24 protein-coding genes are annotated in these 25,741 nt (G+C 64.6%); 12 read left to right on the plus strand and 12 right to left on the minus strand.

Features of this window, described 5'->3' with window-relative positions; translation table 11 throughout:
* Positions 1-36: 36 nt before the first annotated feature.
* Complete coding sequence (locus RS897_RS19275; protein WP_315838091.1) at positions 37-837, minus strand: GntR family transcriptional regulator; 801 nt, start codon at positions 835-837, stop codon at positions 37-39.
* A 141-nt stretch (positions 838-978) separates the two neighbouring features.
* Between RS897_RS19275 and RS897_RS19280 the strand changes: the two genes are divergently transcribed.
* From RS897_RS19280 to RS897_RS19290, 3 genes are all read left to right on the plus strand, one after another.
* Positions 979-2,301: an MFS transporter gene (locus tag RS897_RS19280; protein ID WP_315838092.1), complete on the plus strand. Its 1,323-nt coding sequence runs from the start codon at positions 979-981 to the stop codon at positions 2,299-2,301.
* A 102-nt stretch (positions 2,302-2,403) separates the two neighbouring features.
* The gene (locus RS897_RS19285; protein ID WP_315838093.1) at positions 2,404-3,084 is read left to right on the plus strand and encodes a DUF2848 domain-containing protein; all 681 of its coding nucleotides are present in this window, start codon (positions 2,404-2,406) and stop codon (positions 3,082-3,084) included.
* An 18-nt stretch (positions 3,085-3,102) separates the two neighbouring features.
* Positions 3,103-4,395, plus strand: coding sequence for an amidase (locus tag RS897_RS19290; protein ID WP_315838094.1), 1,293 nt, complete (start codon positions 3,103-3,105; stop codon positions 4,393-4,395).
* A gap of 73 nt (positions 4,396-4,468) precedes the next feature.
* Here RS897_RS19290 and RS897_RS19295 read toward each other — a convergent pair whose 3' ends face one another.
* Positions 4,469-5,392 (minus strand): LysR family transcriptional regulator, encoded by a 924-nt coding sequence (locus RS897_RS19295; protein ID WP_315838095.1) that lies wholly within the window; start codon positions 5,390-5,392, stop codon positions 4,469-4,471.
* 127 nt (positions 5,393-5,519) lie between these two features.
* On the opposite strand from RS897_RS19295, the gene RS897_RS19300 reads away from it, so the two are divergent.
* The 3 genes from RS897_RS19300 to RS897_RS19310 are packed head-to-tail and all read left to right on the plus strand — an operon-like array spanning position 5,520 to position 7,491.
* A complete protein-coding gene (locus RS897_RS19300) occupies positions 5,520-6,155 on the plus strand; it encodes a glutathione S-transferase family protein (RefSeq protein ID WP_315838096.1) in 636 nt (211 codons plus the stop codon).
* A 41-nt stretch (positions 6,156-6,196) separates the two neighbouring features.
* Positions 6,197-7,123 carry a DMT family transporter gene (locus RS897_RS19305; RefSeq protein ID WP_315838097.1) on the plus strand — a complete coding sequence of 309 codons (927 nt, stop codon included), beginning with the start codon at positions 6,197-6,199 and terminating at the stop codon, positions 7,121-7,123.
* Positions 7,124-7,158: 35 nt separating this feature from the next.
* Entirely contained in the window at positions 7,159-7,491 is a 333-nt protein-coding gene (locus RS897_RS19310; RefSeq protein ID WP_315838098.1) for a DMT family transporter, read from the plus strand.
* On the opposite strand, the gene RS897_RS19315 is transcribed toward RS897_RS19310, so the two are convergent.
* The 8 genes from RS897_RS19315 to RS897_RS19350 all read right to left on the minus strand — a co-directional run bounded on the left by RS897_RS19315 (position 7,469) and on the right by RS897_RS19350 (position 16,945).
* A complete protein-coding gene (locus RS897_RS19315) occupies positions 7,469-8,467 on the minus strand; it encodes an ABC transporter ATP-binding protein (RefSeq protein WP_315838099.1) in 999 nt (332 codons plus the stop codon). The two genes, RS897_RS19310 and RS897_RS19315, sit on opposite strands and share 23 nt — an antisense overlap.
* Positions 8,464-9,876: an amidase gene (locus RS897_RS19320; RefSeq protein WP_315838100.1), complete on the minus strand. Its 1,413-nt coding sequence runs from the start codon at positions 9,874-9,876 to the stop codon at positions 8,464-8,466. Before RS897_RS19320 ends, RS897_RS19315 begins: the two co-directional genes overlap by 4 nt.
* Positions 9,873-10,076 (minus strand): hypothetical protein, encoded by a 204-nt coding sequence (locus tag RS897_RS19325; protein WP_315838101.1) that lies wholly within the window; start codon positions 10,074-10,076, stop codon positions 9,873-9,875. The genes RS897_RS19320 and RS897_RS19325 overlap by 4 nt, the downstream gene beginning before the upstream one ends.
* A gap of 30 nt (positions 10,077-10,106) precedes the next feature.
* On the minus strand, positions 10,107-11,159 hold the full coding sequence (locus RS897_RS19330) for an ABC transporter ATP-binding protein (protein WP_315838102.1): 1,053 nt from the start codon (positions 11,157-11,159) through the stop codon (positions 10,107-10,109).
* A gap of 155 nt (positions 11,160-11,314) precedes the next feature.
* Positions 11,315-12,202 carry an ABC transporter permease gene (locus RS897_RS19335; RefSeq protein ID WP_315838103.1) on the minus strand — a complete coding sequence of 296 codons (888 nt, stop codon included), beginning with the start codon at positions 12,200-12,202 and terminating at the stop codon, positions 11,315-11,317.
* A gap of 11 nt (positions 12,203-12,213) precedes the next feature.
* A complete protein-coding gene (locus RS897_RS19340; protein ID WP_315838104.1) occupies positions 12,214-13,167 on the minus strand; it encodes an ABC transporter permease in 954 nt (317 codons plus the stop codon).
* Between the two features lie 209 nt (positions 13,168-13,376).
* Positions 13,377-15,044, minus strand: coding sequence for an ABC transporter substrate-binding protein (locus tag RS897_RS19345; protein WP_315838105.1), 1,668 nt, complete (start codon positions 15,042-15,044; stop codon positions 13,377-13,379).
* 236 nt (positions 15,045-15,280) lie between these two features.
* Entirely contained in the window at positions 15,281-16,945 is a 1,665-nt protein-coding gene (locus RS897_RS19350; RefSeq protein ID WP_315838106.1) for an ABC transporter substrate-binding protein, read from the minus strand.
* A 205-nt stretch (positions 16,946-17,150) separates the two neighbouring features.
* Here RS897_RS19350 and clpS point away from each other — a divergent pair, with 205 nt between their 5' ends.
* On the plus strand, positions 17,151-17,456 hold the full coding sequence (gene clpS / locus RS897_RS19355) for an ATP-dependent Clp protease adapter ClpS (RefSeq protein ID WP_315838107.1): 306 nt from the start codon (positions 17,151-17,153) through the stop codon (positions 17,454-17,456).
* 68 nt (positions 17,457-17,524) lie between these two features.
* Positions 17,525-18,256, plus strand: a complete 732-nt coding sequence (locus tag RS897_RS19360) for a GntR family transcriptional regulator (RefSeq protein WP_315838108.1) — start codon at positions 17,525-17,527, stop codon at positions 18,254-18,256.
* Between the two features lie 166 nt (positions 18,257-18,422).
* On the opposite strand, the gene RS897_RS19365 is transcribed toward RS897_RS19360, so the two are convergent.
* Positions 18,423-18,872, minus strand: coding sequence for a nuclear transport factor 2 family protein (locus RS897_RS19365; protein WP_315838109.1), 450 nt, complete (start codon positions 18,870-18,872; stop codon positions 18,423-18,425).
* Positions 18,873-19,146: 274 nt separating this feature from the next.
* On the opposite strand from RS897_RS19365, the gene RS897_RS19370 reads away from it, so the two are divergent.
* The 4 genes from RS897_RS19370 (at position 19,147) to RS897_RS19385 (ending at position 25,141) form a co-directional block, all read left to right on the plus strand.
* Complete coding sequence (locus RS897_RS19370) at positions 19,147-20,331, plus strand: ABC transporter substrate-binding protein (protein WP_407654515.1); 1,185 nt, start codon at positions 19,147-19,149, stop codon at positions 20,329-20,331.
* A gap of 166 nt (positions 20,332-20,497) precedes the next feature.
* Positions 20,498-21,370, plus strand: a complete 873-nt coding sequence (locus RS897_RS19375) for a branched-chain amino acid ABC transporter permease (protein ID WP_407654516.1) — start codon at positions 20,498-20,500, stop codon at positions 21,368-21,370.
* Between the two features lies 1 nt (position 21,371).
* Positions 21,372-23,870 carry a branched-chain amino acid ABC transporter ATP-binding protein/permease gene (locus tag RS897_RS19380; RefSeq protein WP_315838110.1) on the plus strand — a complete coding sequence of 833 codons (2,499 nt, stop codon included), beginning with the start codon at positions 21,372-21,374 and terminating at the stop codon, positions 23,868-23,870.
* A gap of 17 nt (positions 23,871-23,887) precedes the next feature.
* On the plus strand, positions 23,888-25,141 hold the full coding sequence (locus RS897_RS19385) for an amidohydrolase family protein (RefSeq protein ID WP_315838111.1): 1,254 nt from the start codon (positions 23,888-23,890) through the stop codon (positions 25,139-25,141).
* Between the two features lie 22 nt (positions 25,142-25,163).
* Here RS897_RS19385 and RS897_RS19390 read toward each other — a convergent pair whose 3' ends face one another.
* Positions 25,164-25,688 (minus strand): winged helix-turn-helix transcriptional regulator, encoded by a 525-nt coding sequence (locus RS897_RS19390; protein WP_315838112.1) that lies wholly within the window; start codon positions 25,686-25,688, stop codon positions 25,164-25,166.
* Positions 25,689-25,741: the final 53 nt, after the last annotated feature.

Here is a 25,741-nt window from a genome sequence, read left to right on the forward strand (position 1 = left end):
GCATCGCCGGTCTTTTCGCTCTGCAGCATTTTTTGTTTAAGCAAGCTGGCTGAAGGTCCGGGCGAATGAATCGATGTGATCGCGCATCGCCTGGGCCGCAAGCTCCGGGTCACGCTGTCGCAAGGCATCGACGATCCGGCCATGTTCCTCGATGGTTTCGGCACGATGGCTGTCGCTGCTCAACGACAGAGCCCAGAACCTCGCGGAGCGGTCGTTGAGGTTCTTCATGAAGCTTGAAAATACCCGGTTTCGCGATGCGGTGGCGATGATTTCGTGGAAACGCTGATCCAGGGAGATCAGCCCGGCGAGATCCTCCCGCGCAATATGCCGGCTCTTCGTAACAATGCCGGCGAGCTCCTCGAGTTCCCCCTCGGTCATACGTTCGGCGGCGAGCGCCGCGCACGCCGGCTCGTTGACGCGGCGGGCGCCGACCAGATCGAAGAAATCATCCATCGACAGCGGCGGTACCAGGAGGCCCTTGCGCGGCACGATCTGCACCAGGCCCTCGAGGGCGAGGCGATGGCAGGCCTGATGGACCGGGGTTCGTCCAAGCCCGAGCTCCTCGCAGATGATGGCTTCGTTCAACGGGGTGTTGGGGGCGATCGCCAGCGTGACAATGGCGCACTTCAGGCGCTCGTAGGCTATCTCGGCCTGGTTCAGCGGCTTGGCCACGCGCGCTGACGTCCCTCGGGCCGCGAACGGTGTGCGCGCCGGGGTAGGCGCTGGCTTCGTGGCGGCCGTCTTCGCAGCCGCCTTGCTTGCAGCGGCCTTGCCGGCGGCAAGCTTGTTGACAGCCGGCTTTTTCGCAGCGGCCGCTTTTGCAGCAGGTTTGGCCATCGACTCAGTCGCCCTCGTTTTGTGCAACGCACCCTCATACATGGCTTTTATTTTTGCTTCAAAAACATCTCAGATATTGTAGTGATATTTCACTGATGCAATAGTAGTCACGGCCTGGGGTTGGCCAATTGGAGGGCAGTCATGTCTGAAGCGATTGACAGTGCTGGAATTTTTCCCGGCGGCACCGGAGCCAAGGCGGCGCCGGCCTACGCCAAGGCTGCGGCCCGGCTGATCCCGGCGCTGGTGTTCCTGTTCATTCTGGCCTGGATCGACCGGGTGAATGTCGGTTTTGCCAAGCTCACCATGCTGAGCGACCTCAAACTCAGCGAGGCGGCCTACGGCTTCGGCGCCGGCATCTTCTTCCTGAGCTATTTCCTGTTCGAGGTGCCGAGCAACCTGCTGCTGGAAAAGATCGGTGCCCGCAAGACGCTGGCCCGCATCACCATCCTCTGGGGCCTCAATTGTGTGGCGATGGCGTTCGTCAAGAACGAGACCTGGTTCTACATCCTGCGCTTCACCATGGGCATGTTCGAAGCCGGCTTCTTTCCCGGCGTGGTGCTTTACCTGACCTACTGGTTTCCCGCCGCACGCCGCGCCAAGATCAACGGCCTGTTCATGACCTCGTTTGCGATCGCCGGCATCATCGGTGGGCCGCTTGCGGGCCTGATCATGAGCACGATGGGCGGCGTCCACGGCTATTCGAACTGGCAGTGGCTGTTCATTCTTGAAGGCATTCCCTCGGTACTCGCCGGTTTTGCCGTGATGCGTTTCCTGCCGGATCGCCCCAGCGAAGCCTCCTGGCTCTCCAAGGACGAGGCACAGGCGATCGAGAACGATCTCGCCGCCGATCGCAAGGCGATTGTCTCCGAGACGAGCTTCAAGGCGGCGCTCGCCGACTGGCGGGTGTGGCTGTGCGCGCTGATCTATTTCGGCATCGTCAGCGGCAATGCGACCATCGCGTTCTGGACGCCGTCGATCATCAAGGAAACCGGTGTCACCGATACGCTGAAAATCGGCCTGCTGGCGGCGATCCCGTTTATCGCCGGCACCATCGCCATGGTCTGGAACGGCGGGCATTCCGACCGCACCGGTGAACGCCGGCTGCATTGCGCCATCGCCGCGCTGATCGCGGCCGTGGGCCTGGCCGCAACTGCCTCACTGATCGGCAGTGGCGGATCGGCGGCGCTGGTGGCGCTGACCGTGGCGGCGATCGGCATTCTCGCTGCGTTCCCGGTGTTCTGGACGCTGCCGCAAGCGCTGTTGGCGGGCACGGCGGCGGCTGGTGCGATTGCGCTGATCAATTCGATCGGCAATCTCGCAGGCTTCGTCGCGCCATATCTGATCGGCATTTCAGCGACCGTCACCGGCAGTGCCACATCGGGACTGTATGTGGTCGCGGCCATCGAGTTGGTCGCCGCGATCCTGGTATTCGCCTTCTGCCGCTGGCAGGCGGTGAAGCGCTGATTTCCAACATTCGCGCGCCCGCAGGGCCGGTATCCGGTTTTGCGGGCTGCGCACGATCCAGTCCAGTTATAACAAGCGTTATCGAACATCCCGAGGATCCCCATGCTCCAGTTCACGCGTCACACCAAGGCCGGCTCGCAGCCCCTGAATTTTTCGCCCAGCCAACTCGTGATCGCCGGATGGGCCGCGCGCGATGAAGCCGCCGTGAAGCACCACATTGACGAGCTGGCAGCGATCGGCGTGCCGCCGCCTTCGAGCGTGCCGCTGTTCTACCGCGGCGGTGCGGCCCTGCTCACCCAGGCGACGTCCGTTGAATTTCTTGGCCCCGACAGCAGCGGCGAGGTCGAGCCGGTCATCATTGCCGCTGATGACGGCTTGTGGCTGACCATCGGCTCCGACCACACCGACCGCAAGGCGGAGGCGCAGGGCGTTGCGCTGTCGAAGCAGCTTTGCGCCAAGCCGGTCGGCAAGGATTTGTGGCGGCTGGATGACGTGGCCGCGCACTGGGACCAGCTGGAACTGCGCGCCTACGCGACCATTGGCGGCTCGCGTCAGCTTTACCAGGACGGTAGGCTCGCGACCCTGCGTCCGCCGTCCGACCTGATGACACGCTACGGGCAGGGCAAGCCGCTGGCGGTGGGCAGCGTGATGTTCGGCGGCACCCTCGGCGCCATCGGTGGCGTGCGCCCGGCCAGCCGTTTTGAGATGGAGCTGCACGATCCGGTGCTTGGCCGTTCGATCAAGCACGGCTATGACGTGATCGAACTTCCCGTGATCGCCTGATAGAAGAGGCTTCTCCCCATGCCGGCCATTCGCGACAAAGTCGAACGTTCGCTCGCCCAGATCGAGGCGGCGAAAACCTCAAACGTGTTCACCAAGGTCTATACTGAGCGTGCACGATCGGAGGCCGATGCGGCCGACACGCGTCGGCGGGATGGCACGCGTCTCGGCCCGCTCGACGGCACCATCGTGTCGATCAAGGACCTGTTCGATGTCGCAGGCGAAACCACCACCGCCGGCTCCTCGCTGCTGCGCACGGCGGCTCCTGCAACGCAGGATGCGCCTGTCATCGCAAGGCTGCGTCGCGCCGGCGCAGTGATCATCGGCAAGGTGAACATGTCGGAGTTTGCTTACTCCGGCCTCGGACTCAACCCGCATTTCGGCACGCCGGGCAATGCGGTGAACCGGGCGCACGCGCCCGGCGGTTCGTCGTCCGGCTCGGGCGTGTCGGTGGCCGAAGGCACCAGCGAAATCTCGATCGGCACCGACACCGGCGGCTCGGTGCGTATTCCCGCTGCCTTCAACGGCATTGTCGGCTTCAAGCCGACGGTCGGTCGCATTCCCACCACCGGCGCCTTTCCGCTGTCCTACACGCTGGATTCGATCGGGCCGCTGGCGCGCACCGTGCAGCAATGCGCCGATGCCGACGCCATCTTGTCCGGCGGCGAGCCGCGAGAGGTTGCGCCGTTTCCGCTCGAGAACCTGCGCATCGGCATTCCGCGCGGCCTGATGTTCGAGAATGTCGACGCCGTGGTCGGCGCGGCGTTCGAGGCCCAGGTGAATGCGCTGGCGCAGCAGGGCGCGCGGGTGTTCGACGTCTCCATCAACGACCTGATTCTGGCGATGCGCCAGGCCACGTCGCCGGGACCGATCGCCGCGATCGAAGCGGCGGCGGTTCATGCGGACTGGCTCGACAGTCGTGCCGCCGACTATGATCCGCGCGTGCTGAGCCGCATCCAGGGCGGCCGTTCCGTGACGGGTGCCGCCTTCATCCGGATGATGCGGACCCGCAACGAGCTGATCGGGGCCATGGATGCACGGCTCGCCGAAATCGATGCCTTGATGCTGCCGACGGTGCCGACGGTCGCGCCGGCGATTGCACCATTGGAGTCCGACGACGAATTGTTCGGCCGCATCAACCTGCAGACCCTGCGCAACCCGATGCTGGGCAACCTGTTCCAGCTCACCGGCGTCTCGCTGCCGGTGCGCACCGACAGTCTGCCGGTCGGCCTGATGCTGCTGGCGCGTGGCGGCAGCGACGCGAAGATGCTGGCGCTGGCGAAGGGCGTGCAGGACGGACTGCAATTGAACTGAGCATATTTCCGGTGGCGCGAGAGAGCTGGATGTCCTCTCGCGCCTCTGGTTTCAGGCCTATCGGTCTCAGCAGTCAACCGGCAGGGTCGACAGCTCGCGAGGCGCGGCCTTCGAACAGCGGGCGCAACTCGCTGAGCGCCTTGCTGAAGAAACCTACGAATGCGTTGACGCGTGCCGTTCGGCGCAGGTCTTCGTGGGTGAGGATCCACAGCGACGTCGCCATCGGCGCGAACGGCTCGGGCAGCAGACGCGTCAATCCCGGCGTGTTGTCGCCGAGATAGCAGGGCAGCGCGGCGACGCCGACTCCAGCGATCGCCGCCTGTCGCAGGGTGACCAGGGAATCGGCCCGCAGCACGATGTCTGCGCCGGGAAGCGCCGACTTCATCCAGAGCGCGATGCTGGATCCGCTCAGGGTGTCGTCGGGCGCGAGCCAGCGGTACGCCTTGAGGTCCTCGGACCGGCCGTGCCGGGCGATAAAATCCGAGCTGGTGTAGAGCGCAAAGGCGATCTCGCTGATGCGGCGCCCGATCAAGGTCTCCGGCGGGTTGTTGGCCGGGCGGATCGCCACATCGGCGTCGCGCCGGGTGAGGTTGGCCAGCAGGTTCGTGGTGGACACCTCGACGCGGACGCCGGGATGGGCGCCATGAAATCTTGACAGAATCTCCGGAAGCACCGAGGCGATCAGCGTGTCGGTCGTGGTCAGGCGCAGGCCGCCTTCGATGCGCAGGTCCTGGCCGGCGAGCTTGCGCTCCAGCGTGGTGACGACGTCGCTCATCGTCCGTGCCGCGGCCAGCAGTTCTTCCCCGCCGGCGGTGAGTGTGTATCCGGTCGGCAGCCGCTCGAACAGGCGCAGGCCATGCGCCTCCTCGAAGGCGTTGATCCGGCGCAGCACCGTGGTGTGATTGACCTTGAGGACGCGTGCGGCATTGGCAAGCGAGCCGTTCTCGGCCACCGCCAAAATATATTGCAGATCTTCCCAGCCGATCGCCCTGTGCATTGCTGCAAACTTAATGGGCGTGAATGCGGCCTGCAAGCAGGGCCAAGCTTTCCATAGGTTCCGCTCGTTCCCAGGCGAGCCGCAACGGCGGGCGCAGTCGTGGGACCCAACCCCTGCGAGGCCTGCGATGACACCCATTCAGCTCTACACCTTCCCGACACCGAACGGCCACAAGGCGTCGATCATGCTGGAGGAGACAGGCCTTCCCTATGAGGTGAAGGTGATCGACATCGAGCGTGGCGACCAGAAGACGCCGGAATTCCTGGCGCTCAATCTCAACAACAAGATTCCCGTCATCGTCGATCCGGACCGCGATCGCACCGTGGTCGAGAGCGGCGCCATCCTGTTCTACCTGGCCGAGCGGGCAGGCCGGCTGATGCCGCGCAATGCGGTGGAGCACGGCACCACCTTGCAATGGATTCTGTTCCAGGCGGCGCATGTCGGCCCGACCCTCGGCCAGGTCTGGAACTGGAAGATCTTCGATGACGAGAAGCCGCCGCGCGTGGTGGCGCGGTTCGAGCGCGAGGCCGAACGGGTATTCCGCGTACTCGATACGCGGCTCGGTCAGCGGACTTATCTCGCGGGAAATGAATTCGGCATTGCCGACATCATGACATGGCCCTGGATCAACGTCGCCGAACCGAAGCTCGATCTCGACCTCGGCGTTTACGCCAACCTGCGGCGCTGGTTTGACGAGGTCGCGGCGCGCCCGGCGGTGCAGCGCGGGCTGCTGGTGCCGCATCTTGAACATCCGGCGGCCTGAGCGCGTCGCGCCTCAACCTTCATTCAATTTGGAGAAGCGTCATGGACTATCTGTTCATCGTGCTTGCGTTCGTCGCAGGCAGCCTGCTGGCCGTGCAGGCCGGCGCCAATGCTCAGCTGGCCAAGGCCACCGGCTCGCCATTCGCGGCAACGACGCTGCAATTGTCGGTCGGCAGTGCCGTGCTGGTGCTGCTGACACTCGCCACCGGATCGATCATGGCGCTGCGGCTGCTGCCGGAGGCCACCTGGTGGCACGCGGTCGGCGGCACTGCGTCGGCGTTCTATGTGGTGTCGACCATCCTGCTGTTTCCGCGGCTGGGTGCGGTGGCTTCGGTCGGCCTGATCATCGCCGGCCAGATGCTGGCGTCGCTGGCGCTGGATTCGTTCGGCTGGCTCGGCATTCCGGCCCATGGCTTTGCATTCGGGCCGGTGCTCGGGACGCTGATCGTGCTGGTGGGTGCGTCGCTGATCGTGTTCGGGCAGGCCGGCGGAGCCGGCGCGTTATCGCCAGCGAGTCTTGGCTGGATCGTTTTTGCCTTGCTCGCGGGCGCCGTGCTGCCGGTGCAGGGCGCCGTCAATGCCCTGCTGCGCCATGATCTCGGCGGTGCGTCCTTTGCGGTCGGCGTGACCTCCTTCGTGGTCGCGACGGCGGCCATGGCGGCGGTTCTGATCCTCAGTCTGGCGCTGCCGCAGACGCCGCGTCCGCACCTGCAGGGCGTGCCGGCAATGCCGTGGTGGGGATGGCTCGGCGGACTCGCGGGCGCGACCTATGTGACGACAGTGTTTACCGCCATTCCCGTCATCGGCACTGCGGCCGCCGTCGGTCTCACCGTGGCCGGCCAGCAGGTGGCTTCGATCTTTGTCGACATCTTCGGCTGGTTTCGCCTGCCGCAACGGCCGGTATCGGCGGTCCGCCTGTTCGGCGTGATGCTGCTGCTGGCCGGCGTGGTCATCATCAAGGTCATCTGACACCACCCCAACAATCCCCGGAATGGAGAAAGACAATGACCCACAATCTTGCCTGGGGCCTGCTGGTCCTCGCCGGCCTTCTCGATGTCGCCTGGGCCGGCGCCATGAAACTCAATGAGGGCTTCACCAGGCTCAGTTGGAGCGTGATCTCGTTGCTGCTGCTGGCGGCGCTGGTTGCGGCGCTGGGGCAGGCGGTGAAGGTGCTGCCGGTCGGCACCGCCTATGCGGTCTGGACCGGGATCGGTGCTGTCGGCACCGTTGTGCTCGGCCTGGTCGTGTTCCAGGAGTCGCTGGGTGTGGGCCGGCTGGTTTGTCTCGCGCTCGTCGTCGGTGGTGTCGTCGGTCTCAAGCTGCTGGAGACGACGTGAGAGCCGCGGTGCCTGCGGAGTCCGCCAGCACACACCGCGCATAATGCCCCGGTGCCACTTCAATCGGCGGCGGCAGTCCCTCGAGGCAACGCGGCTCGGCGAAACGGCAGCGTGGCGCGAACGAGCAGTTGCTGGGGGCGACATCGAGCGACGGCGGCGTGCCGGGAATGGTTTCCAGCCGCGCGCCGCGGACGGCGCCGTGCACGGTCGCGGTCAGGAGGCCGCGCGGATAAGGGTGGACAGCGGTGCGGACGATCTCGCGATAAGTGCCAGTCTCGACAATCTGGCCCGCATACATCACCGCGATACGATCGCAGATCTCGATCGCGACCCCGATGTCGTGGGTGACGAAGATCACCGACATGCCGAACTCGCGCTGCAGCTCGCGCAGCAGCAGCAGGATCTGGATCTGCACGGTGGCGTCCAGCGCCGTGGTCGGCTCGTCCGCCAGCAGCACCTTCGGTTTGCACGCCAGCGCCAGCGCGATCATCGCTCGCTGCCGCATGCCGCCGGACATTTCGTGCGGATAGGCGCCGAGACGGCGTTTCGCGGAGGGGATCCGCACCACGTCCAGCATCTCTAGTGCACGTGCCATGGCCTCGCTACGGCTCTTGCCTTCATGCCGCATCACTGATTCGGCGATCTGGTCGCCGATGGTATAGACCGGGTCGAGCGCCAGTCCCGGCTCCTGGAAGATCATCGACACGGTTTGGCCGCGGAAGGCGGACAGCTGGTTGTCGTCGAGCGCCAGCACGTCCTGGCCGGCGACGCTGATCTGGCCCGTGATATGGGAGCGTTTCTTCGGCAACAGCCGCATCAGCGCCCGCAGCGTCACGCTCTTGCCGGAGCCGGATTCGCCGAGCAGTCCCAGCACCTCGCCCTGTTTCAGCGAGAGATCGACATTGTTGACCGCATGCACCGTGCGCTCGCCGGAAAAGCGCACGGTCAGGTTCTTGACGTCGATCAGGTTGGTCATGCGAGGTCCGGTGTTCGGGTGTGGAAATCAGTGACGCGCTGGAAAGCGGCGCCGATCCGCAGGATCATGTCTTCGTCGAACGGACGTCCGACCAGTTGCAGGCCGATCGGCAATCCGGCGGGGCTGAAGCCCGCAGGAATCGATAGCGCCGGCAGGCCCAGATAGTTGATCGGGCGGGTGAAGCGGGTCAGGTTCTGGATCACCGCTTCGGCGCCCGGCTGGTTGCCGACGTCGCTGTCCGCGATGGTCGGCGCCGGCACCGGGGACACCGGCGCGAGCCAGGCGTCGACTCCTGCAACAGCCGCGAGATGCGCCGCGAGCGCCGGCCCGCGCCAGCGCAGCGCTTCCAGATAACTCAGCGCGGGAACGGCGAGCGCGTTCTGCAGCCGCATCAAGACTTGCGGGCCGTAATCCTGCGGACGTTCGATCATCCATTGCTTGTGGAAGGCTGCAGCCTCCACCGCGAGCACAAGCTGGCAGGCCGCGGTCAGCTCGCGCTGCTCCGGCAATGCCACCCGCACGATGCGGGCGCCTTCGCGCGTCAACGTGGTGATGGCGTCGTCGAGGGCGCGCTCCACGCCGGGATCGAGATCATCGACGTAGAATGCGGCCGGGATACCGATGGTGAGGCCCTTGATGGAGCCGCGCGTCGCCGCCAGATAATCCGGCACCGGCGCGGTGCGCGTGGTGGGATCAGAGGGATCGCCGCCCGCCATCAGGCCGGTGAGCAGTGCGCAGTCTTCCACCGTGCGCGCCAGCGGGCCGACGGTGTCCAGCGACTGCGACAGCGGCATCGCGCCGGCCCGGCTGATCAGGCCGACCGTGGTCTTGAGCCCGGTAACGCCGCAATAGTGCGCCGGCATCCGGATCGATCCGCCGGTGTCGGAGCCGAGTGCTGCGAACGTCAGTCGCGCGGCCACCGCCGAGCCCGAGCCGGACGAGGAGCCGCCGGTGATGTGGTCGGTGTTCCAGGGATTGCGCACCGCGCCGAAGTGCGCGTTGTGGCCGGTTGGGCCGTAGGCGAACTCCGACATCTGCAGGGTGCCGAGCCGGACGGTGCCGGCAGTCTTCAGCCGCTGCAGCGCCGTCGAGGTGGTAGAGGCCACGACGTCGCGACGGATCGCCGAACCGCAGGTCGAGATCTTGCCGGCCTCGTAATACATGTCCTTGTGCGCCAGCGGCACGCCATGCAGGGGGCCGCGGCGCCCGCCTTTGGCCAGGGCCGCGTCGGCTGCGTCTGCGGCGGCCAACGCGTCATCCGGCTCGATTGCCATGAAGGCGTTGAGCCGCGGTTGCAGGCGCGCGATGTGGGTGAGGCAGGATTGCGTCGCTTCCCGCGACGAGATTTGTTTGTCGGCGATCGCCGCGGCGACCTCGGTCAGCGACAGCAAGGCGGGCTCGGCGCTCATTTGCCGGCACCGTTCTGAACGGTGATGAAGGTCGCGGGTTCGAGATCGAACGGCAGCGTGCCGGCGATGGCGCTGAAGCCACGGAAGCCCGGCCCGATCGAGATTGCGATCCGCGCGGCCACCTCGGGGCTCACGGGGAGGCCGGCGATCTTGGCGGTGATTATGATCTCGTCGGCGGTGGGAGCAGGATCGTCAGCCATGGATTGTCTCCTTTTTCTTGGCTGTCGCTGTCAGCTTTGAATCGCTGCGGTGGCGCGGCTGTGACCCGAGCCTGATATCGACATGTGGCAGGCCACCTGATGGCCGTCCGCGCCAAGCGGCGACAGCTTCGGCGTCACGGTCGAACAGACGGCCTCCGCGAACTGGCAACGGGTGTGGAAGCGGCAGGCTTTCGGCGGATCGATCGGGTTCGGCGGATCGCCGGTGATCGGTGCTGTCTGCGTGCGGTTGTCCGGATCGGAGGACGGCATCGCCGCCAGCAAGGCGCGCGTGTAGGGATGCGCCGGCGCGTCCCACAGGCTGTCCACCGGACCGAGTTCGACCACCTCGCCGAGATACATCACCAGCACGCGATCGGAGATGTAACGCACCACATTGAGGTCGTGGCTGATGAAGATGTAGGTCAGGCCGAACTCGCGCTTGAGGTCGACCAGCAGGTTCAGCACCTGCGCTTCCACCGACTTGTCGAGCGCAGACACCGCCTCGTCCAGGATCACCAGCCGCGGCGACAGTGCCAGCGCGCGGGCGATGTTGACCCGCTGCCGCTGGCCGCCGGAAATCTCGTGCGGATAGCGGTTGGCGAAGGTTTCCGGGCGCAGGCCGACCTTGCCCAGCAGATCGCGGGCCAGCAGGCGGGCTTGCGGTGCCTTCATGCCGTGCACCTTGGGCCCGAACGCGATCGAATCCTCCAGCGTCAGCCGTGGATTGAGCGAAGCGTAGCTGTCCTGGAACACCATCTGCATGCCGCGGCGCAGCTCCTGCAGCGACAACTGGCTGCCGACGCTCATGCCGTCATAAAGGATGTCGCCACGGTCGCGCTTCATCAGGTGCATCAAGAGTCGCGCAGTGGTCGACTTGCCGCAGCCGGATTCGCCGACAATGCCGACGGTCTCGCCCTTGCCGACGGTGAAGGAGACGTCGTCGACCGCGCGCACAGTCTTGCTCTCGCTGAACAGATCGCCGCGCACCGGGAAGTGCTTGGTGAGACCCTGCACCGTCAGCAGTGGCTGCGCCACACCGCCGCGGTCTTCAATAGGCTCGAGCAGATTTTGATCCATGCTCATCGGATATTTTTCTCGACCATCGAAGAAAGAAAGCTGGATTGCCGGGTCAAGCCCGGCAATGACGCAGAGAGGGGCGATGCGCATCGAATAGATGATGCGTCATACGCGGGCTTGACCCGCGTATCCAGCTTCCTCAAACACGCACACCGCATTGGCTAGTTCCTGATGTCCATGGCTGAGCGCAAACCGTCGCTCAGGAGATTGAAGCAGATCGACACTGCGAAGATCATGGCGCCGGGCAGCGCCGCGACGATCGGGTTGGCGTAGATCGCGGTGCGCAGTGTGTTGAGCATTAGTCCCCATTCCGGCTCCGGCGGCTTGGTGCCGAGGCCGAGAAACGACAGCCCCGAGGCCAGGATCATCGACACCGAGATCAGCCCGGTGGCGTAGACAAAGATCGGTCCCAGCACGTTGCCGAGCATGTGCACCCGCATGATGGTGAAGGGGCCGGCGCCGGAGGCCCGCGCCGCGTCGACGAAATCGAGATTGCGGACGCCGGTGGTGACACTTTCAGCCACGCGGGTGACCTGCGGAATGAATACAATGGTCAGCGACACCACCGAGTTGGTGATGCCGGCACCGAGTGCACCCGAGATCGCGATCGCAAGCAGTACCGACGGAAAGGCGTAGAACACGTCGATGGTGCGCATGATGACGGTGTTGAGTTTGCCGCCGACATAACCCGCGAGCAGGCCGAGCGAGGTGCCGGCGATGAACGCCAGGCACACCGGCAGGATGCCGGTCAGCAGCGACAGCCGTCCGCCATAGATCAGGCGCGCCAGCATGTCGCGTCCGAGCTCATCGGTGCCAAGCGGATAATTCGGCGTGCCCACCGCGCGCAGACGACGGATCATCGAACCCTGATAGGGATCGGCGAGGCCAAGCCAGGGTGCAAACAGTGCCGACAGCAGGATCAGAAGCAGGATGCTCGCGCAAATCATGCTGATGGGATCGCGCCGAAGCCTGCGGCCGACCGTCGTCCAGTAACCCCTCGCCTTTTCGATCGACGGAACCTGCAGGCCGGTGTCGCTGATGGTGCTCATCGGATCAGCCCTCAGCTACGTTTGATGCGCGGATCGATCGAGGCCTGCGCCACGTCGACCAGAAGATTGAGAAACACGAAGAACAGCGCCAGCACCAGGATCGTGCCCTGCAGCAGCGGCAGGTCGCGCTGGAAGATCGCGGAGTTCAGCAGCAGGCCGGTGCCGGGCCAGGAAAACACCGTCTCGATCAGGATCGAGCCGCCAAGCATGTAGCCGAGCTGCAGCCCCATCACCGCCATGGCGGTGGGCGCCGCGTTCTTGATCACGTGGTGAAACACGCCGATCTCGCGCAGTCCCTTGGCGCGCAATGCTTCGACGAAATCCTGCGACAGGATATCGCCGGTCAGCGCGCGCACGGTGCGGGTGATGATACCCATTGGAATAACCGCGGTGGTGACGGCGGGCAGCACCAGGTATCGCAGATGCTCCCAGTCCCAGCTCCAGGTGCTGGAGCCACCGGGTCCGGCGCCGACAGCCGGCAGCCAGTTGAGTTGCACCGAAAAAATGATCACCAGCACGAGGCCCAGCCAATAATGCGGCACCGAGACGCCCGCCACCGCGATCGAGGTTGCGACCTTGTCGATCCAGGTGTTGCGGAAGTAGCCAGCGATCAGGCCGAGCGTCAGTCCCAGCGTGAAGCCGATGACGGCCGCCGCGCAGGCCAGCGTGATGGTGTTGCCGACTGCGCGCAGCACTTCCGACAGCACGGGACGGCCGGTGGCGATCGAGGTGCCGAGGTCGCCATGCAGCGCCTTCCAGGTCCACAACCCGAATTGCACCGGCAGCGGCCGGTCGAAACCGTAGGCGACGCGCAACTGTGCCGCGAGTTCCTGCGAGGCGTCCGCCGGCAGGATCGCCACCAGCGGATCGCCGGGAGCGAGATGAACCAGCAGGAAACACACCAGCGCGACACTGATGACGATCGGGATCACATAAACGATACGTCGGGCGATATAGGCCAGCACTCGGTCACCTGCGAAGATTAATCTGTGTTCGATGCACAAGAGAACTCGTGCTCAGATGAAGCTGGATTGCCGGGTCAAGCCCGGCAATGACGCTGTGGGTGTCGATGCGCCTCACCACCCTCTGCCGTCATACGCGGGCTTGACCCGCGTATCCATCTTTTGAAAAGGCGACGCCGTAACGAGGCGTCGCCGCGCAGTTCGTGTCGCCCTCACGGCGTCATCGTCACCGGCGAGAAGTCGACGAACCAGCTCTTCGGCTGCACGAAGTTCTTGATCTTCGGGCTCAACGCGCGCGGCGCCACGTCGTGGGCGACATAGAGGAAGGCGGCGTCGTCGACCGAGGCGGCGTGCAATTCGGCAAGCGCCTTGTCGCGAGCCTCCGGTTCGAAGGTCTGGCGCGCCTTCTTGACCAGGTCGTCAAACTTCGGGTTGTTGATGAAACCCCAGTTGTTCGAGGTTGGCGGTGCCATGCCCGATTGCAGGAAACGCACCATGGCGAAGAACGGATCCATCGCCGCATAGGTGACGTTGATCGCATTGGAGCCGTTGGCGGTCGGATCCTTGGCGCCGCGCCGCCAGTTGGTGAACAGCGTGTTCCACTCGATGACGTCGAGCTGGACGTCGAAGTAGCACTCCGCCAGCGCCTGCTGGATATACTCATTCATCGGCAGCGGCAGCATCTGGCCGGAGCCGGACGCCGAGGTCTGGGTCTTGACCGTCAGCTTCTTGCTCGGGCCATAACCCGCTTCCTTCATCAGCGCCTGCGCGGCCTTCAGATCATACTTGATCTGGAATGTCGGATTGCCGCGCCAGGGATGTCCGGGTTCGACGGTGCCGGTGGCCGGCACCATCAATCCGCCGAGCAGGCCGTCCTTCATGCCGTCGCGATCGATGCAGAGATTGGCGGCCTTGCGCACGCGGATGTCGTTCCACGGCGATCCTTCGACCCGGGAGAACTGCCAGGGCCACACATGCGGCTCTTCGTTGCTCTGAATCACAAAGCCGCGCTGCTTGATCTGCGCCACGGCATCCGGCGCGGGTGCCTCGATCCAGTCGACCTGGCCGGCGAGCAGCGCCGCGGTGCGCGCGTTGGATTCCGGGATCGGCAGCAGCACCATCTTGTCGACATGGGGCACGCGCGCCTTGTCCCAGTAACCGTCGTTCTTCGCCAGCTCCAGCCGTTCGCGCGGCACGAAGCGGGTCATCTTCCAGGGGCCGGTGCCCGAGGCGTCGCCGGCAAAGGCAGCCCACGCCGCCTGCGCCTTGGCCTTGGCGTCATCGCCGGCTGCCTTGTCATACAGCGCCTGCCATTTGGCGGGGCTCGCCATGAACAGGTTGGTGAGGTTGATCGGCAGGAAGCTGTCCGGCTCCTTGGTGGTCAATTCCACCGTCATGTCATCGATCTTGCGCGCTGACGCGAGCGTCGGCATGCGCGAGGCGGTGACACCGACCTGACTTGCGTCATATTGTGGTGCGTCGGTCTTCAGGACTTTTTCAACGTTCCACACCACTGCATCGGCATTGAACGGCGAGCCGTCATGGAATTTGACGCCGGGGCGCAGCTTGAACGTCCACTTCTTGTTATCGCTGGCGTCCACACTCCATTCGGTCGCGAGCCCGGGGATCACAACACTCGCCTTGGTTGCGGACGACAGGTCCCACATTGTGAGCGCGTCGTACATCGTCAGCCCGGTGAAACGATTGCCCTCGAAACCCTGATCGGGCTGGCCGAGTGTGCGCGGAATGTCGGCCGCGGTCATCGCGATCCGCAGCACGGTCTCCGCTTGCGCGATCTCAGCGGTTGCTGTCGCTGCCGAAACAGCGAGCACCGCGGCGATCGCGCAGCGTGCCGTGGAGGTCTTCAAGTCTTTGAACATATTATCAATTCCTCTTCTCGAATTCTGGTGAAAATGTATGCAACGCGCGTGCCAAGGATGAGCCGATCACCAGGAATTTTGCCGCTTATTGTCGCAGTCGCCAAGGCCTGACGCGTGATTATGCATGTCCGAGGTGTCGCAGGCGTGCCTGTTCCCTGACGAAACGCTGCAAATGTGGCGCGTGACGCCATGCGGCGTCGCTTCGTCGCGATACCGTCAACACTGTTCTCGCGTCGCTAGTTCATCGTGACCGGCGAGAAGTCGACGTACCAGCTCTTCGGCTGCACGAAGTTCTTGATCTTCGGGCTCATCGCGCGCGAGCCGACATCGTGAGCGACGTAGAGGAAGTCAGCATCGTCGACTGAGGCCGCGTGCAGTTCAGCCAGCGCCTTGTCGCGCGCGTCGGGATCGAAGGTCTGCCGCGCCTTCCTGATCAGTTCGTCGAATGTCGGGTTGTTGACGAAGCCCCAGTTGTAGGACACCGGTGGCGCCATGCCCGACTGCAGGAAGCGGACCATGGCAAAGAACGGATCCGCCGTCGAATAGGTGGCGTTGATCGCGCTGGCGCCGTTGGCGGACGGATCCTTGACGCCGCGCCGCCAGTTGGTGAACAGGATGCTCCACTCGACGACGTCGAGCTGCACGTCGAAATAGCATTCCGCCAAGGCCTGCTGCAGATATTCGTTCATCGGCAGCGGCAGCATCTGGCCGGAGCCCGAGGCCGAGGTCTGCACCTTCACCGTCAGCTTCTTGTTGGGACCGTATCCGGCTTCCTTCATCAAGGCCTGGGCCGCGGGCAGATCATACTTGATCTGGAATGTCGGGTTGCCGCGCCAGGGATGACCGGGCTCGACCGTGCCGGTCGCCGGCACCATCAGGCCGCCGAGCAGGCCGTCTTTCAGGCCTTCGCGGTCAATGCAGAGATTGGCCGCCTTGCGGACGCGGATGTCGTTCCAGGGTGATCCCTCGACGCGGGAAAACTGCCATGGCCAGACATGCGGCTGCTCGTTGGCCTGAATCACGAAGCCGCGCTGCTTGATCTGCGCCACGGCATCGGGAGCCGGCGCCTCGATCCAGTCAACCTGGCCGGAGAGCAGCGCCGCGGTGCGCGCGTTGGCTTCCGGAATCGGCAGCAGCACCATCTTGTCGACGTGGGGCACGCGCGCCTTGTCCCAGTAGGCGTCGTTCTTCGCCAATTCGAGTCGTTCGCGCGGCACCAGGCGCGTCATCTTCCATGGACCGGTGCCGGACGCGTCCTTAGAGAAAGCGGCCCATGCCGCTTGCGATTTGGCCTTGACGTCATCGCCTGGTGCTGCGTCGAACAGCGCCTGCCATTTGGTCGGGCTCGCCATGTACAGAAAGGTGAGGTTGAACGGCAGGAAGCTGTCGGGCTCCTTGGTGGTCAATTCCACCGTCATGTCATCGATCTTGCGTGCCGAGGCGAGCGTCGGCATGCGTGGAACGGTGACGCCGACCTGGCTGGTATCGTATTGCGGCGCGTCGGGTTTTAAAACTTTCTCGACGTTCCAGATCACCGTATCGGCGTTGAATGGCGAGCCGTCGTGGAATGTGACGCCGGGCCGTAGCGTGAAGATCCACTTCGTTTTGTCGGAGGCGTCCACCTTCCATGTGGTGGCGAGCCCGGGGATCACCGCGCTCGGCTTGCTCGCCGACGACAGGTCCCACAGCGTCAGCGAGTCATACATGGTGTAGCCGGTGAAGCGGTTGCCCTCACCACCCTGGTCGGGCTGGCCGAGGGTACGCGGAATGTCCCCGGCGGTCATGGCGATCCGCAGCACGGTCTCGGCGCGCGCGGGTGCACCGCTCACAATCGCAGCAGCGCATGCCAGTATCGCGGCGATGGCACAACTGCACGAAACGCCCTTGAAGCTGCGGAACATAATCCCATTTTCCTCTACACAAAGCAGGACCAAATATTATGCAACGCCTGTGCCAATGCGGCCGGCGGTTCCGGCCCGGGAATGTTCGAGATGTCGCAGGCTCCCTTGCTCTTGAAGCAGGCTCCCTTGCTCTTGAATGGACGTTGCGGGAGCGGAGTGGAAAAATGACGCCTTGTCTCGCGCTGTCAGCGGGAGTGAACGTCCGGTGAGCAATACCGTCACCAAGCCACGCACCAAGGTTCGTACCCAGGTTGAGCGCCCCCGGCTCTACAAGGTCATCCTGGTCAATGACGATTTCACGCCGCGTGAATTCGTGGTCATGGTGCTGAAGGCGGAATTCCGCATGACCGAGGATCAGGCCCATAAGGTGATGATCACGGCGCACAAGCTCGGATCATGTGTCGTCGCCGTGTTTACGCGGGATGTGGCCGAGACGAAGGCGACGCGCGCCACCGATGCCGGCCGAGCCAAGGGCTATCCGCTGCTGTTCACCATCGAACCCGAGGAATAGCTGAGCGCGTCGCGCTTGCTTTCTACGTCCTCCTGACGCAAGTGTTGTGCATCGCTCCGATACCGCAGATGGCCAAGAAGCAAGCCGCCAAGAGTGCCGACCGCAGCAGCCTGATCTATCGGGCGCTGTGGCACGCCATTCTGGAGCAGGCTTTGAAGCCCGGCACCAAGCTTCCCGAGGACACTATCGGCGAGCGGTTCGGCGCCAGCCGTACCATCGTGCGCTCCGCGCTGACGCGGCTTGCCGCTGAAGGTTTGGTCGAACTGCGCCGCAACCGCGGTGCCGCCGTCGCCAAGCCGAGCTGGGAAGAAGCGCGCGACATCTTCGACGTGCGGCTCGGGCTCGAGCGTCTCGTGGTGGGGCGGCTGTCGCGCGGATTGAGCGCTGATCAGGTTAAGGCACTGCAGGCTCATGTCGACGCCGAGGAAAAAGCGCGCGGCAACAATGAGCCGCTGTCGATTCGTCTGGCGACTGAATTCCACATCCTGCTGGCGGAAATGACCGGCAATCCGACGCTGGCACGTTATGTCAGCGAGGTCGCCTCGCGCTGCGGCCTGATCCTCGCGCTCTACAGCCGCCCGCATTCCTCCGAATGCGCCGTCAACGAGCACCGCGAGATCATCGCCGCGCTGGTCGCCGGCAATGCCGCGCGTGCCGCCAAGCTGATGGACGCGCACCTCGACGCCGTCGCCAGCCGCGCGCTGATTACGGCAAGCCCGCATGACGAGCGGGATTTGAAGGACGTGCTGTCGGCGTATTCGGCGGAGATGCCGGTGCGCAAGGCGCGGGCGGGAAAGTAGTGGTCTGACATCTCGCCACACTCAGCGTCATCCGCGGGCTTGACCCGCGGATCCAGCTTAAGCGTTGAATGCGTGCTGTAACCTGAAGAAAGCTGGATTGCCGGGTCAAGCCCGGCAATGACGGAGTGGGGATGATGCGCCTGATCTGGCGAAGGCGTTTCTTACCTCACGCCGCGATCCCGTGCCGCGTCAGCAACCGCTCCGCGCTGTCGTTCCACACGTCCATCTGCACGATCTCGCCGCCGCGCACCACGAAGCGGTCGACATAACGGTTGCCGTCGAACGGGATGCCGTCGGGCCACTCGCCGTACAGCGTGCCGAGACTGTAGACGATGGTCTCGCCGTGGCCCGGCACCACATCGATCCGCTGCATGTTCTTCTTCACCCATTTGTAGCGGCCGGCGTTGAAGGCGGCGGTTTCGCTGGGGTGGCGATACTTGCGGCCGCCGGTGAAGGTGATGGCGAGTTCCGGTGAGATGAAGGTCGCCGCGGTCGCGGGATCGGGCACCATCGAGGCGACCAGAAAGCGCTCCACAATGGAGGCGGCGTTGGCGGTGTCTTGTTCGCTATCTTGCGCGGTGTCGTCGCGCGCCGGCGCGGGCTGGGTTGCGGGCATCGTGGACCTCTCGGGCGGTGGAAACGGCACGCGGCCCGGCAGAAGCCGGTTGACGCTGCGTCGAGTTGCGTATCCAATATAATCAGAAATTGTATACGATTATGCAAAAACATTCGGCGCTGTTGCCTGGTTTTTGCTCAAATGAAGCGTCTGCCAACGGTATTTTCCGACGTTTTATCAATCCTGCCAGTGCATACAATCTGGCACAGCGTTTGCTTCAAATTGGCTGTTCTTGTCCTGATTGAGGGGTCTGGCCATGGTTTTTCGAGCACGCATGATTTCCCGAAGGCATCTTCTCGCGGCCGCGGGAGCCGCATTCTCCGCCGCGATGACATCGGTCGTCCTGCCATCGGCGGCGATTGCGGCCGACACCGTCAAGCTCGGTTTGGTGGCGGCGATGTCCGGCCAGTCGGCAAAGTCGGGCGAGGCCATCGTGCGCGGCCTGTCGGTTGCCATCGACGAGATCAATGCCAAGGGCGGCTTGCTCGGCAAGAAGGTCGAGCTTGTGGTGCGCGACGACGAAAGCAATCCCGCCAAGGGCGTGGTCGCGGCGCGTGAACTCGCGCAGCGCGAACAGGTGGCCGCGATCTTCGGTGGCCTCGATACGCCGGTGTCGATGGCGATCGTGCCGTTCGCCAACCAGGCCAAGATCCCGTTCATCGGCGTCTGGGCCGCCGGCACCCCGATCACCCGCAACGGCGCCGCGGAGAACTATGTGTTCCGCGTCTCCGCCGTCGACGCGCTGGTCGATGTCGCGCTGGTCAACTATGCCGAGAAGAAATACGGCGCCAAGAAGCCGGGCCTGATCCTGATCAACAATTCCTGGGGCGAGTCCAACGAGAAGGGGCTGAAGGCGGCGCTGGAGGACAAGAAGATCGCGAGCGCCGGCGTCGAGAAATTCGAGACCGCCGATGTCGACGTGGTGCCGCAGCTCACCCGCCTGAAAGACAGTGGCGCCGATGCGCTGTTTCTCGTGGCCAATGTCGCGCCCTCGGCGCAGGTGGTGAAGTCGCTGGATCGCATGGGCTGGAACGTGCCGGTGGTCTCGCACTGGGGCCCGGCCGGCGGCCGCTTCACGGAACTCGCGGGCGCCAGTGCGGAAAAAGTGCACTTCATCCAGACCTTCAGCTTCTCCGGCAACGACAGCCCGAAGGCCAAGGTGGTGTTCGCGGCGCTGAAAGCAAAGTATCCGGAGATCAAGTCCTACGCCGATGTGACGCCGGCAGTCGGCATTGCCAATGCCTACGACGCCGCGCATCTCACAGCGCTGGCGATTGCCAAGGCCGGATCGACCGAAGGCCCCAAGGTCCGCGAAGCCTTCTACGCCATCGACAAGTATGACGGCCTGATCAAGAGCTACACCAAGCCGTTCTCGCCGCAGAACCAGGATGCGCTCTCGGCGGACGACTACATCTTCACCTACTTCAAGGGCGACGAGATTCTGCCGCTGACGAATTGAGGGGTGGAAGTCATTTGGACGCGATGCGTATCGCCACCACTTGCGTCATCACCGGGCTTGACCCGGTGATCCAGCTTGGCGCCACCAGAAAGCTGGATTGCCGGGTCAGGCCCGGCAATGACGCAGTGGAGATGGGGCGCCTCGCAAACAAACCTGGCGGCCTACCATGCTGATCATCTCCTCCATCATCTCCGGGCTCGGCCTCGGCGCCATGTATGGGCTGATCGCGCTCGGCTTTCACGTCACCTATGTGGTTTCCAACACGGTGAACTTCGCCCAGGGCTCATCGATGACCCTGGGCGCGGTGCTGGGTTACATCTTTGCGGTGCGGATGGGCTGGCCGCTGCCGCTTGCGGTGGCGATGACGCTGGCGTGCTGCGCGCTGTTTGGCCTGGTGGTCGAACGTTTTCTGGTGCGGCCCTTCGTCAACCGCCGCTCCGAGGCCTGGCTGATGGCGACGGTCGCCGGCGGCATCGTGCTCGACAACGCCATGCTGTTCACCTTCGGCAAGGAGCCGCGCAGCTTTCCCTCGGTGCTTGCGGCCAAGCCGGTGTCGTTGTTCGGGGCAGGGGTCTATCCGCTTCAACTGGTGATTCCCGTGGTCGGGCTCGGCATCGCGCTGGTGCTGCATCTGGCACTGCGCCACACCTATCGCGGCAAGGCGCTGCTGGCGGTGGTGCAGAACAAGGATGCCGCGCGGCTGATGGGCATCAATGTCCGTCGCACCATCGCGCTGTCGTTCGCGCTCTCCACCGTGCTTGCGGGCCTTGCCGGCCTGTTGATCGCGCCGCTGTTCAACGTCAATTCCGAGATGGGCACGCTGTTCGGGATCAAGGCTTTCGCGGTGGCGATCCTGGGCGGTATCACCTCGGCCTGGGGCGTGATGCTGGCGGGCCTGCTGTATGGCCTGATCGAAGCCCTGGTCACGGCTTCGCTGGGCTCGACCTACACCCAGATCGTCGCCTTCAGTGTGGTGATCCTGGCATTGGTGGCGATGCCGCACGGCCTGCTCGGCCGCGCCGCGGTGAACAAGGTCTGAGATGGCGAGCTTTCCAAAAGCGCTCGTACCCGTAGCTATTGTCGCGGTGACCTGCGTAGGTATCGCGATAACTTTCCAGTCCGCCGGATACACTCATCTGGTGCTGTCGCTGGTGGCGCTGACCACGGTGGTCGGCGTCGGCCTCAACATCCTGCTCGGGCTCGGCGGCCAGATTTCGCTGGGCCATGTCGGCTTCTATGCCATCGGCGCCTATGCGGTGGCCATTTTCACGCTGCAGGGCATCAGCTTCTGGATCGCCTTCCCGGTGGCGGGCCTGCTGGCCGGCGCGATCGGTGGACTGCTGGCGCTGCCGGCTTTGCGGGTGAAGGGGCCATATCTCGCGATGATCACCATCGCGTTTGCCTTCATCGTTCAGCATGTCGTCATTGAATGGAAATCGGTCACCGGTGGCCAGAACGGCCTGATGGGCTTGATGCCGCCGTCGATCGGTACCTTCGGTTTCGGCGAGCGGGAAATGGCGCTGTTCGCGGTGGCGCTGGCCGGCCTCTCTCTCCTGATCTTTCATCGCATTGCGGCGGGGGCCTGGGGGCAGGGCATGATCGCGGTGCGCGACAGCGAAGTCGCGGCCCGCTCGCTCGGGCTCAATCCGGTGGCGGTGAAAACCGTGGCGTTCGCGCTGTCGGCCGCCTTCGCAGGGCTCGCCGGCGGCCTGTTCGCACCGTTGCTGATGTTCATCGCGCCGGAATCGTTTCCGTTCTCGCAGTCGATCCTGTTCCTGCTCGCGGTCATGATCGGCGGCGCCGGCTGGGTGTTCGGCCCGCTGGTGGGGGCCATCGTCACGGTGATGCTGCCGGAGCTGTTGTCCGGCATGGCCGAATATCGCCTGCTGATCTTTGGCGCGCTGCTGCTGGTGGTGCTCTGGCTTGCGCCGGAGGGCGTGATCGGCACCCTGGCGCGCTGGCTGCGCCGATCGGATCGCTCCATGGCAAGCGATCGCGGGTTCGATCTGCAAGCATTTTTGAAATCCACCACGGGTCAGGCGGCCGGGCTGACGGTCGAGGACATCGGCATTTCCTTCGGCGGTATCCGCGCCGCCTCCGGCGTCGGTTTCACCGCGCAGCCCGGCCACATCACCAGCGTGATCGGGCCGAACGGCGCGGGCAAGACCACCGTGCTCAACATGATCAGCGGGTTCTATAGACCCGAGCACGGCCGCATCGCGCTGGCGCGTGCGGAGCTCGCCGGCGCCTCCGCCTGGCAGGTGGCGCGGGCCGGCATCGCCCGCACCTACCAGACGACGCAACTGTTCGATTCCATGAGCGTGATCGGCAATATCCTGATTGCGTTACGCGGCGGCCGGCTTGGCCAATTGTTCGCGGGCCTCGCGTCGGAGAGTGATCGCCGGGCGGCCGAGGCGTTGCTGTTCTTTGTCGGTTATCAGGGCTCGCTCGGCACCATTGCCGGCGACCTGCCGCATGTGGATCGCCGCCTGGTCGAGATCGCCCGCGCGCTGGCGACCCGGCCGCAGGTGCTGCTGCTGGATGAGCCCGCCGCTGGCCTGATGCGCTCCGACAAGGTGGTGCTCGGTGGACTGCTGCGCCGGATCGCCGATCTCGGCATCGCCGTCATCCTGGTCGAGCACGACATGACCATGGTGATGGGGATCTCCGATCATGTGGTGGTGCTCGATGCCGGCAGCGTCATCGCCACGGGAACGCCCGATGATGTGCGCCGCGATCCGCGGGTGCTTGCCGCCTATCTCGGCGACGCCGGGATGCGGGTGCGTCCGCGCGTGAAAGTCTGGGACGGCTCGCGCGATGCGGTGCTTGCCTGTGTCAAGCTCACGGCTGGATACGGCGCCGCGCCAGTGCTCGACGGCATCGATCTGGACATCTGCGAGGGCGAGATGGTGGCGCTGCTCGGCGCCAACGGCGCCGGCAAATCCACCGCCATGCGCGCCATCAGCGGATTGCTGCGCCCGCTCCAAGGATCAGTACTGCTCGATGATCGCAATGTCGGCGAGCTCGAGGCCCACAGCATCGCCTTTGCTGGCCTGGCGCTGGTGCCCGAGGGCCGGCAGGTGTTTCCCGAACTCAGCGTCGCCGACAACATCGTGCTCGGCGCCTACACCCGCAAGGGCGTTAATCTGCGTGCCGAGGTCGAAGCCGTTCTCAAGCGTTTCCCGCGGCTGCAGCAGCGCATCGACAGCCGCGCCGGTCTGTTGTCCGGCGGCGAGCAGCAGATGCTGGCGCTGGCGCGCGCCTTGATGGCCAAACCACGCGTGCTGCTGCTGGACGAGCCGTCGCTGGGACTATCGCCGGCAATGATCAACGAACTGTTCGACATTCTGGCTGAGCTGCGCGATGAAGGCGTCACCATCCTGCTGGTCGACCAGATGGCGGCGCTGGCACTGACCATCGCCGACCGCGGTTATGTGCTAGAAGCTGGCCGCGTGGTCCGCGCCGGATCGGCACAGGAACTGGCCGGCGATCCGGCGCTGGAAGCCGCCTATCTCGGCCACAGCGAAGCCGCGCAGTAATCTGGACGGAAGCAACGATGTCGCTCGATCTCATCCTTCGCCAGGCCGCAATCGTCGGCCGTGCCGCACCGGTGGATATCGGGGTGCGCGGCGGCCTGATCGCCGAAATTGCCCCGCGCATTGATGCAACCGCGCGCGAGGTCGTGGTCGATGGCCGCCTGGTCACCGCGGGCTTTGTCGATACGCATGTCCATCTCGACAAGTCCTGCATCGCGGGGCGCTGCAATTGCCAGAGCGGCACGCTGCAGGAAGCCATCGCCGCGGTTGCCGAGGCCAAGCGGGGCTTTACCGAGGACGACATCTATCAGCGCGGACAGCGCACCCTGGAAAAGGCAATCCTCCAGGGCACGGGACGGATGCGCACCCATGTCGAGGTTGACCCGCGCATCGGGTTGAAGGGCTTTCATGCGGTGCGGGCGCTGAAGCAGGCGTATCGCTGGGCAATCGACCTGCAGATCTGTGTCTTCCCTCAGGAGGGCCTGCTCAACGATCCCGGCGCTGAGGCCCTGCTGATCGAGGCCTGCGAAAACGGCGCCGACCTGATCGGTGGCTGCCCCTATGCGGACAGCGATCCGCTCGGGCAGATCGCGCGCATCTTCGACATCGCCACGCGTTTCAATCTCGACATCGATTTCCATCTCGACTTCGATCTCGATCCCACCTGGATGCATCTCGACGAGGTCTGCCGCCAGACTGAACGCCATCGCCGGGGCGGACGCGTCGCCGCCGGCCATGTCACCAAACTCTCCGCGGTGTCGCCCGAGCAGCTTGCCGCCATCGCAACGCGGCTCGCCGGCGCTGGCGTCGCACTCACCACACTGCCGGCCACGGATTTGTTCCTGATGGGGGCGGGGTCTTCGCACAACGTGCCGCGTGGCGTGGCGCCGCTGCATCGGTTGGTGGGCGCCGGCGTCACCTGTTCGCTGGCCACCAACAATGTGCTCAACCCGTTCACGCCGTTCGGCGACTGCTCGCTGATCCGCATGGCCAATCTCTATGCCAACATCGCGCAGATCGGCACCGCGGCGGGGCTGGAGAGCTGTTTCGAGATGATCACGACACAGCCGGCGCGGATGATGCGGCTCGACGATTATGGCGTCGCGGTTGGCAAGCCCGCGCACCTGGTGGTGCTGGACGCGCGCACGCCAGCCGACGCCGTGGCCGAAATCGCCCCGCCACTGTTCGGCCTGCGCGATGGCTCGATGACATTTTCACGACCGGCGGGGGAGCTCTTGCGCCCGGCGAAGCTGGCAGCTGTCCGCACCGTCTAGTTGCTGGTTTGGTTGCGTGCGATCAGATGTCTCGCCCACGCTTTGACTGCGTGGTGGGACGCAGCTTCCGTGCAAGCACCATGGTTCCCGGTGCCGCGGCGCCGCCTGGCCCGGCCGCGCCTTGGACGTCATCGGCACGGATCGGCTGATCGCAGGTCGAACAGACAATCCGCGGCTCGAACCTATGCCCGCAAGTGTTATGGATGAATTCGATCGCGCTGCCTTTTTTGGGCGCGGCCCATCGATCGCCCCACGCGGTGAGGGCGAGGACCGCAGGGATGAGATCGGTGCCGGCCTCGCTGAGATGATAGGTGTAGCGGAGCGGTCGTTTCTGATACGCGCGCCGCTCCACGATGCCGCTTGTCATCAGACCTTTCAGGCGCCGGGCCAGCAGATTTCGGGAAATTCCGAGATCCTCGACAAGCTCGTCAAACCGTCTGACGTCGAGAAACAGGTCGCGGATGATGAGCAGCGACCACCATTCCCCGATCAATTCCAGCCCCCGGGCCAGCGAGCATTGCATGTCCGCGAAACTGTGCTTTTGCACCCGATCACCCAGTGAGTTGCATGATTGAACTGACTAGATTAGGCTTGTTCGGC

Source organism: Bradyrhizobium prioriisuperbiae, from assembly GCF_032397745.1.
Taxonomy (GTDB): Bacteria; Pseudomonadota; Alphaproteobacteria; order Rhizobiales; family Xanthobacteraceae; genus Bradyrhizobium_A; species Bradyrhizobium_A prioriisuperbiae.

What these genes read in the sequence shown, in the direction of transcription:
- RS897_RS19275 (WP_315838091.1), bottom strand. Translation starts at nt 837, where the DNA reads ATGGCCAAACCTGCTGCAAAAGCGGCCGCTGCGAAAAAGCCGGCTGTC.
- RS897_RS19280 (WP_315838092.1), top strand. Translation starts at nt 979, where the DNA reads ATGTCTGAAGCGATTGACAGTGCTGGAATTTTTCCCGGCGGCACCGGA.
- RS897_RS19285 (WP_315838093.1), top strand. Translation starts at nt 2,404, where the DNA reads ATGCTCCAGTTCACGCGTCACACCAAGGCCGGCTCGCAGCCCCTGAAT.
- RS897_RS19290 (WP_315838094.1), top strand. Translation starts at nt 3,103, where the DNA reads ATGCCGGCCATTCGCGACAAAGTCGAACGTTCGCTCGCCCAGATCGAG.
- RS897_RS19295 (WP_315838095.1), bottom strand. Translation starts at nt 5,392, where the DNA reads ATGCACAGGGCGATCGGCTGGGAAGATCTGCAATATATTTTGGCGGTG.
- RS897_RS19300 (WP_315838096.1), top strand. Translation starts at nt 5,520, where the DNA reads ATGACACCCATTCAGCTCTACACCTTCCCGACACCGAACGGCCACAAG.
- RS897_RS19305 (WP_315838097.1), top strand. Translation starts at nt 6,197, where the DNA reads ATGGACTATCTGTTCATCGTGCTTGCGTTCGTCGCAGGCAGCCTGCTG.
- RS897_RS19310 (WP_315838098.1), top strand. Translation starts at nt 7,159, where the DNA reads ATGACCCACAATCTTGCCTGGGGCCTGCTGGTCCTCGCCGGCCTTCTC.
- RS897_RS19315 (WP_315838099.1), bottom strand. Translation starts at nt 8,467, where the DNA reads ATGACCAACCTGATCGACGTCAAGAACCTGACCGTGCGCTTTTCCGGC.
- RS897_RS19320 (WP_315838100.1), bottom strand. Translation starts at nt 9,876, where the DNA reads ATGAGCGCCGAGCCCGCCTTGCTGTCGCTGACCGAGGTCGCCGCGGCG.
- RS897_RS19325 (WP_315838101.1), bottom strand. Translation starts at nt 10,076, where the DNA reads ATGGCTGACGATCCTGCTCCCACCGCCGACGAGATCATAATCACCGCC.
- RS897_RS19330 (WP_315838102.1), bottom strand. Translation starts at nt 11,159, where the DNA reads ATGAGCATGGATCAAAATCTGCTCGAGCCTATTGAAGACCGCGGCGGT.
- RS897_RS19335 (WP_315838103.1), bottom strand. Translation starts at nt 12,202, where the DNA reads ATGAGCACCATCAGCGACACCGGCCTGCAGGTTCCGTCGATCGAAAAG.
- RS897_RS19345 (WP_315838105.1), bottom strand. Translation starts at nt 15,044, where the DNA reads ATGTTCAAAGACTTGAAGACCTCCACGGCACGCTGCGCGATCGCCGCG.
- RS897_RS19350 (WP_315838106.1), bottom strand. Translation starts at nt 16,945, where the DNA reads ATGTTCCGCAGCTTCAAGGGCGTTTCGTGCAGTTGTGCCATCGCCGCG.
- RS897_RS19360 (WP_315838108.1), top strand. Translation starts at nt 17,525, where the DNA reads ATGGCCAAGAAGCAAGCCGCCAAGAGTGCCGACCGCAGCAGCCTGATC.
- RS897_RS19365 (WP_315838109.1), bottom strand. Translation starts at nt 18,872, where the DNA reads ATGCCCGCAACCCAGCCCGCGCCGGCGCGCGACGACACCGCGCAAGAT.
- RS897_RS19370 (WP_407654515.1), top strand. Translation starts at nt 19,147, where the DNA reads ATGATTTCCCGAAGGCATCTTCTCGCGGCCGCGGGAGCCGCATTCTCC.
- RS897_RS19375 (WP_407654516.1), top strand. Translation starts at nt 20,498, where the DNA reads ATGCTGATCATCTCCTCCATCATCTCCGGGCTCGGCCTCGGCGCCATG.
- RS897_RS19380 (WP_315838110.1), top strand. Translation starts at nt 21,372, where the DNA reads ATGGCGAGCTTTCCAAAAGCGCTCGTACCCGTAGCTATTGTCGCGGTG.
- RS897_RS19385 (WP_315838111.1), top strand. Translation starts at nt 23,888, where the DNA reads ATGTCGCTCGATCTCATCCTTCGCCAGGCCGCAATCGTCGGCCGTGCC.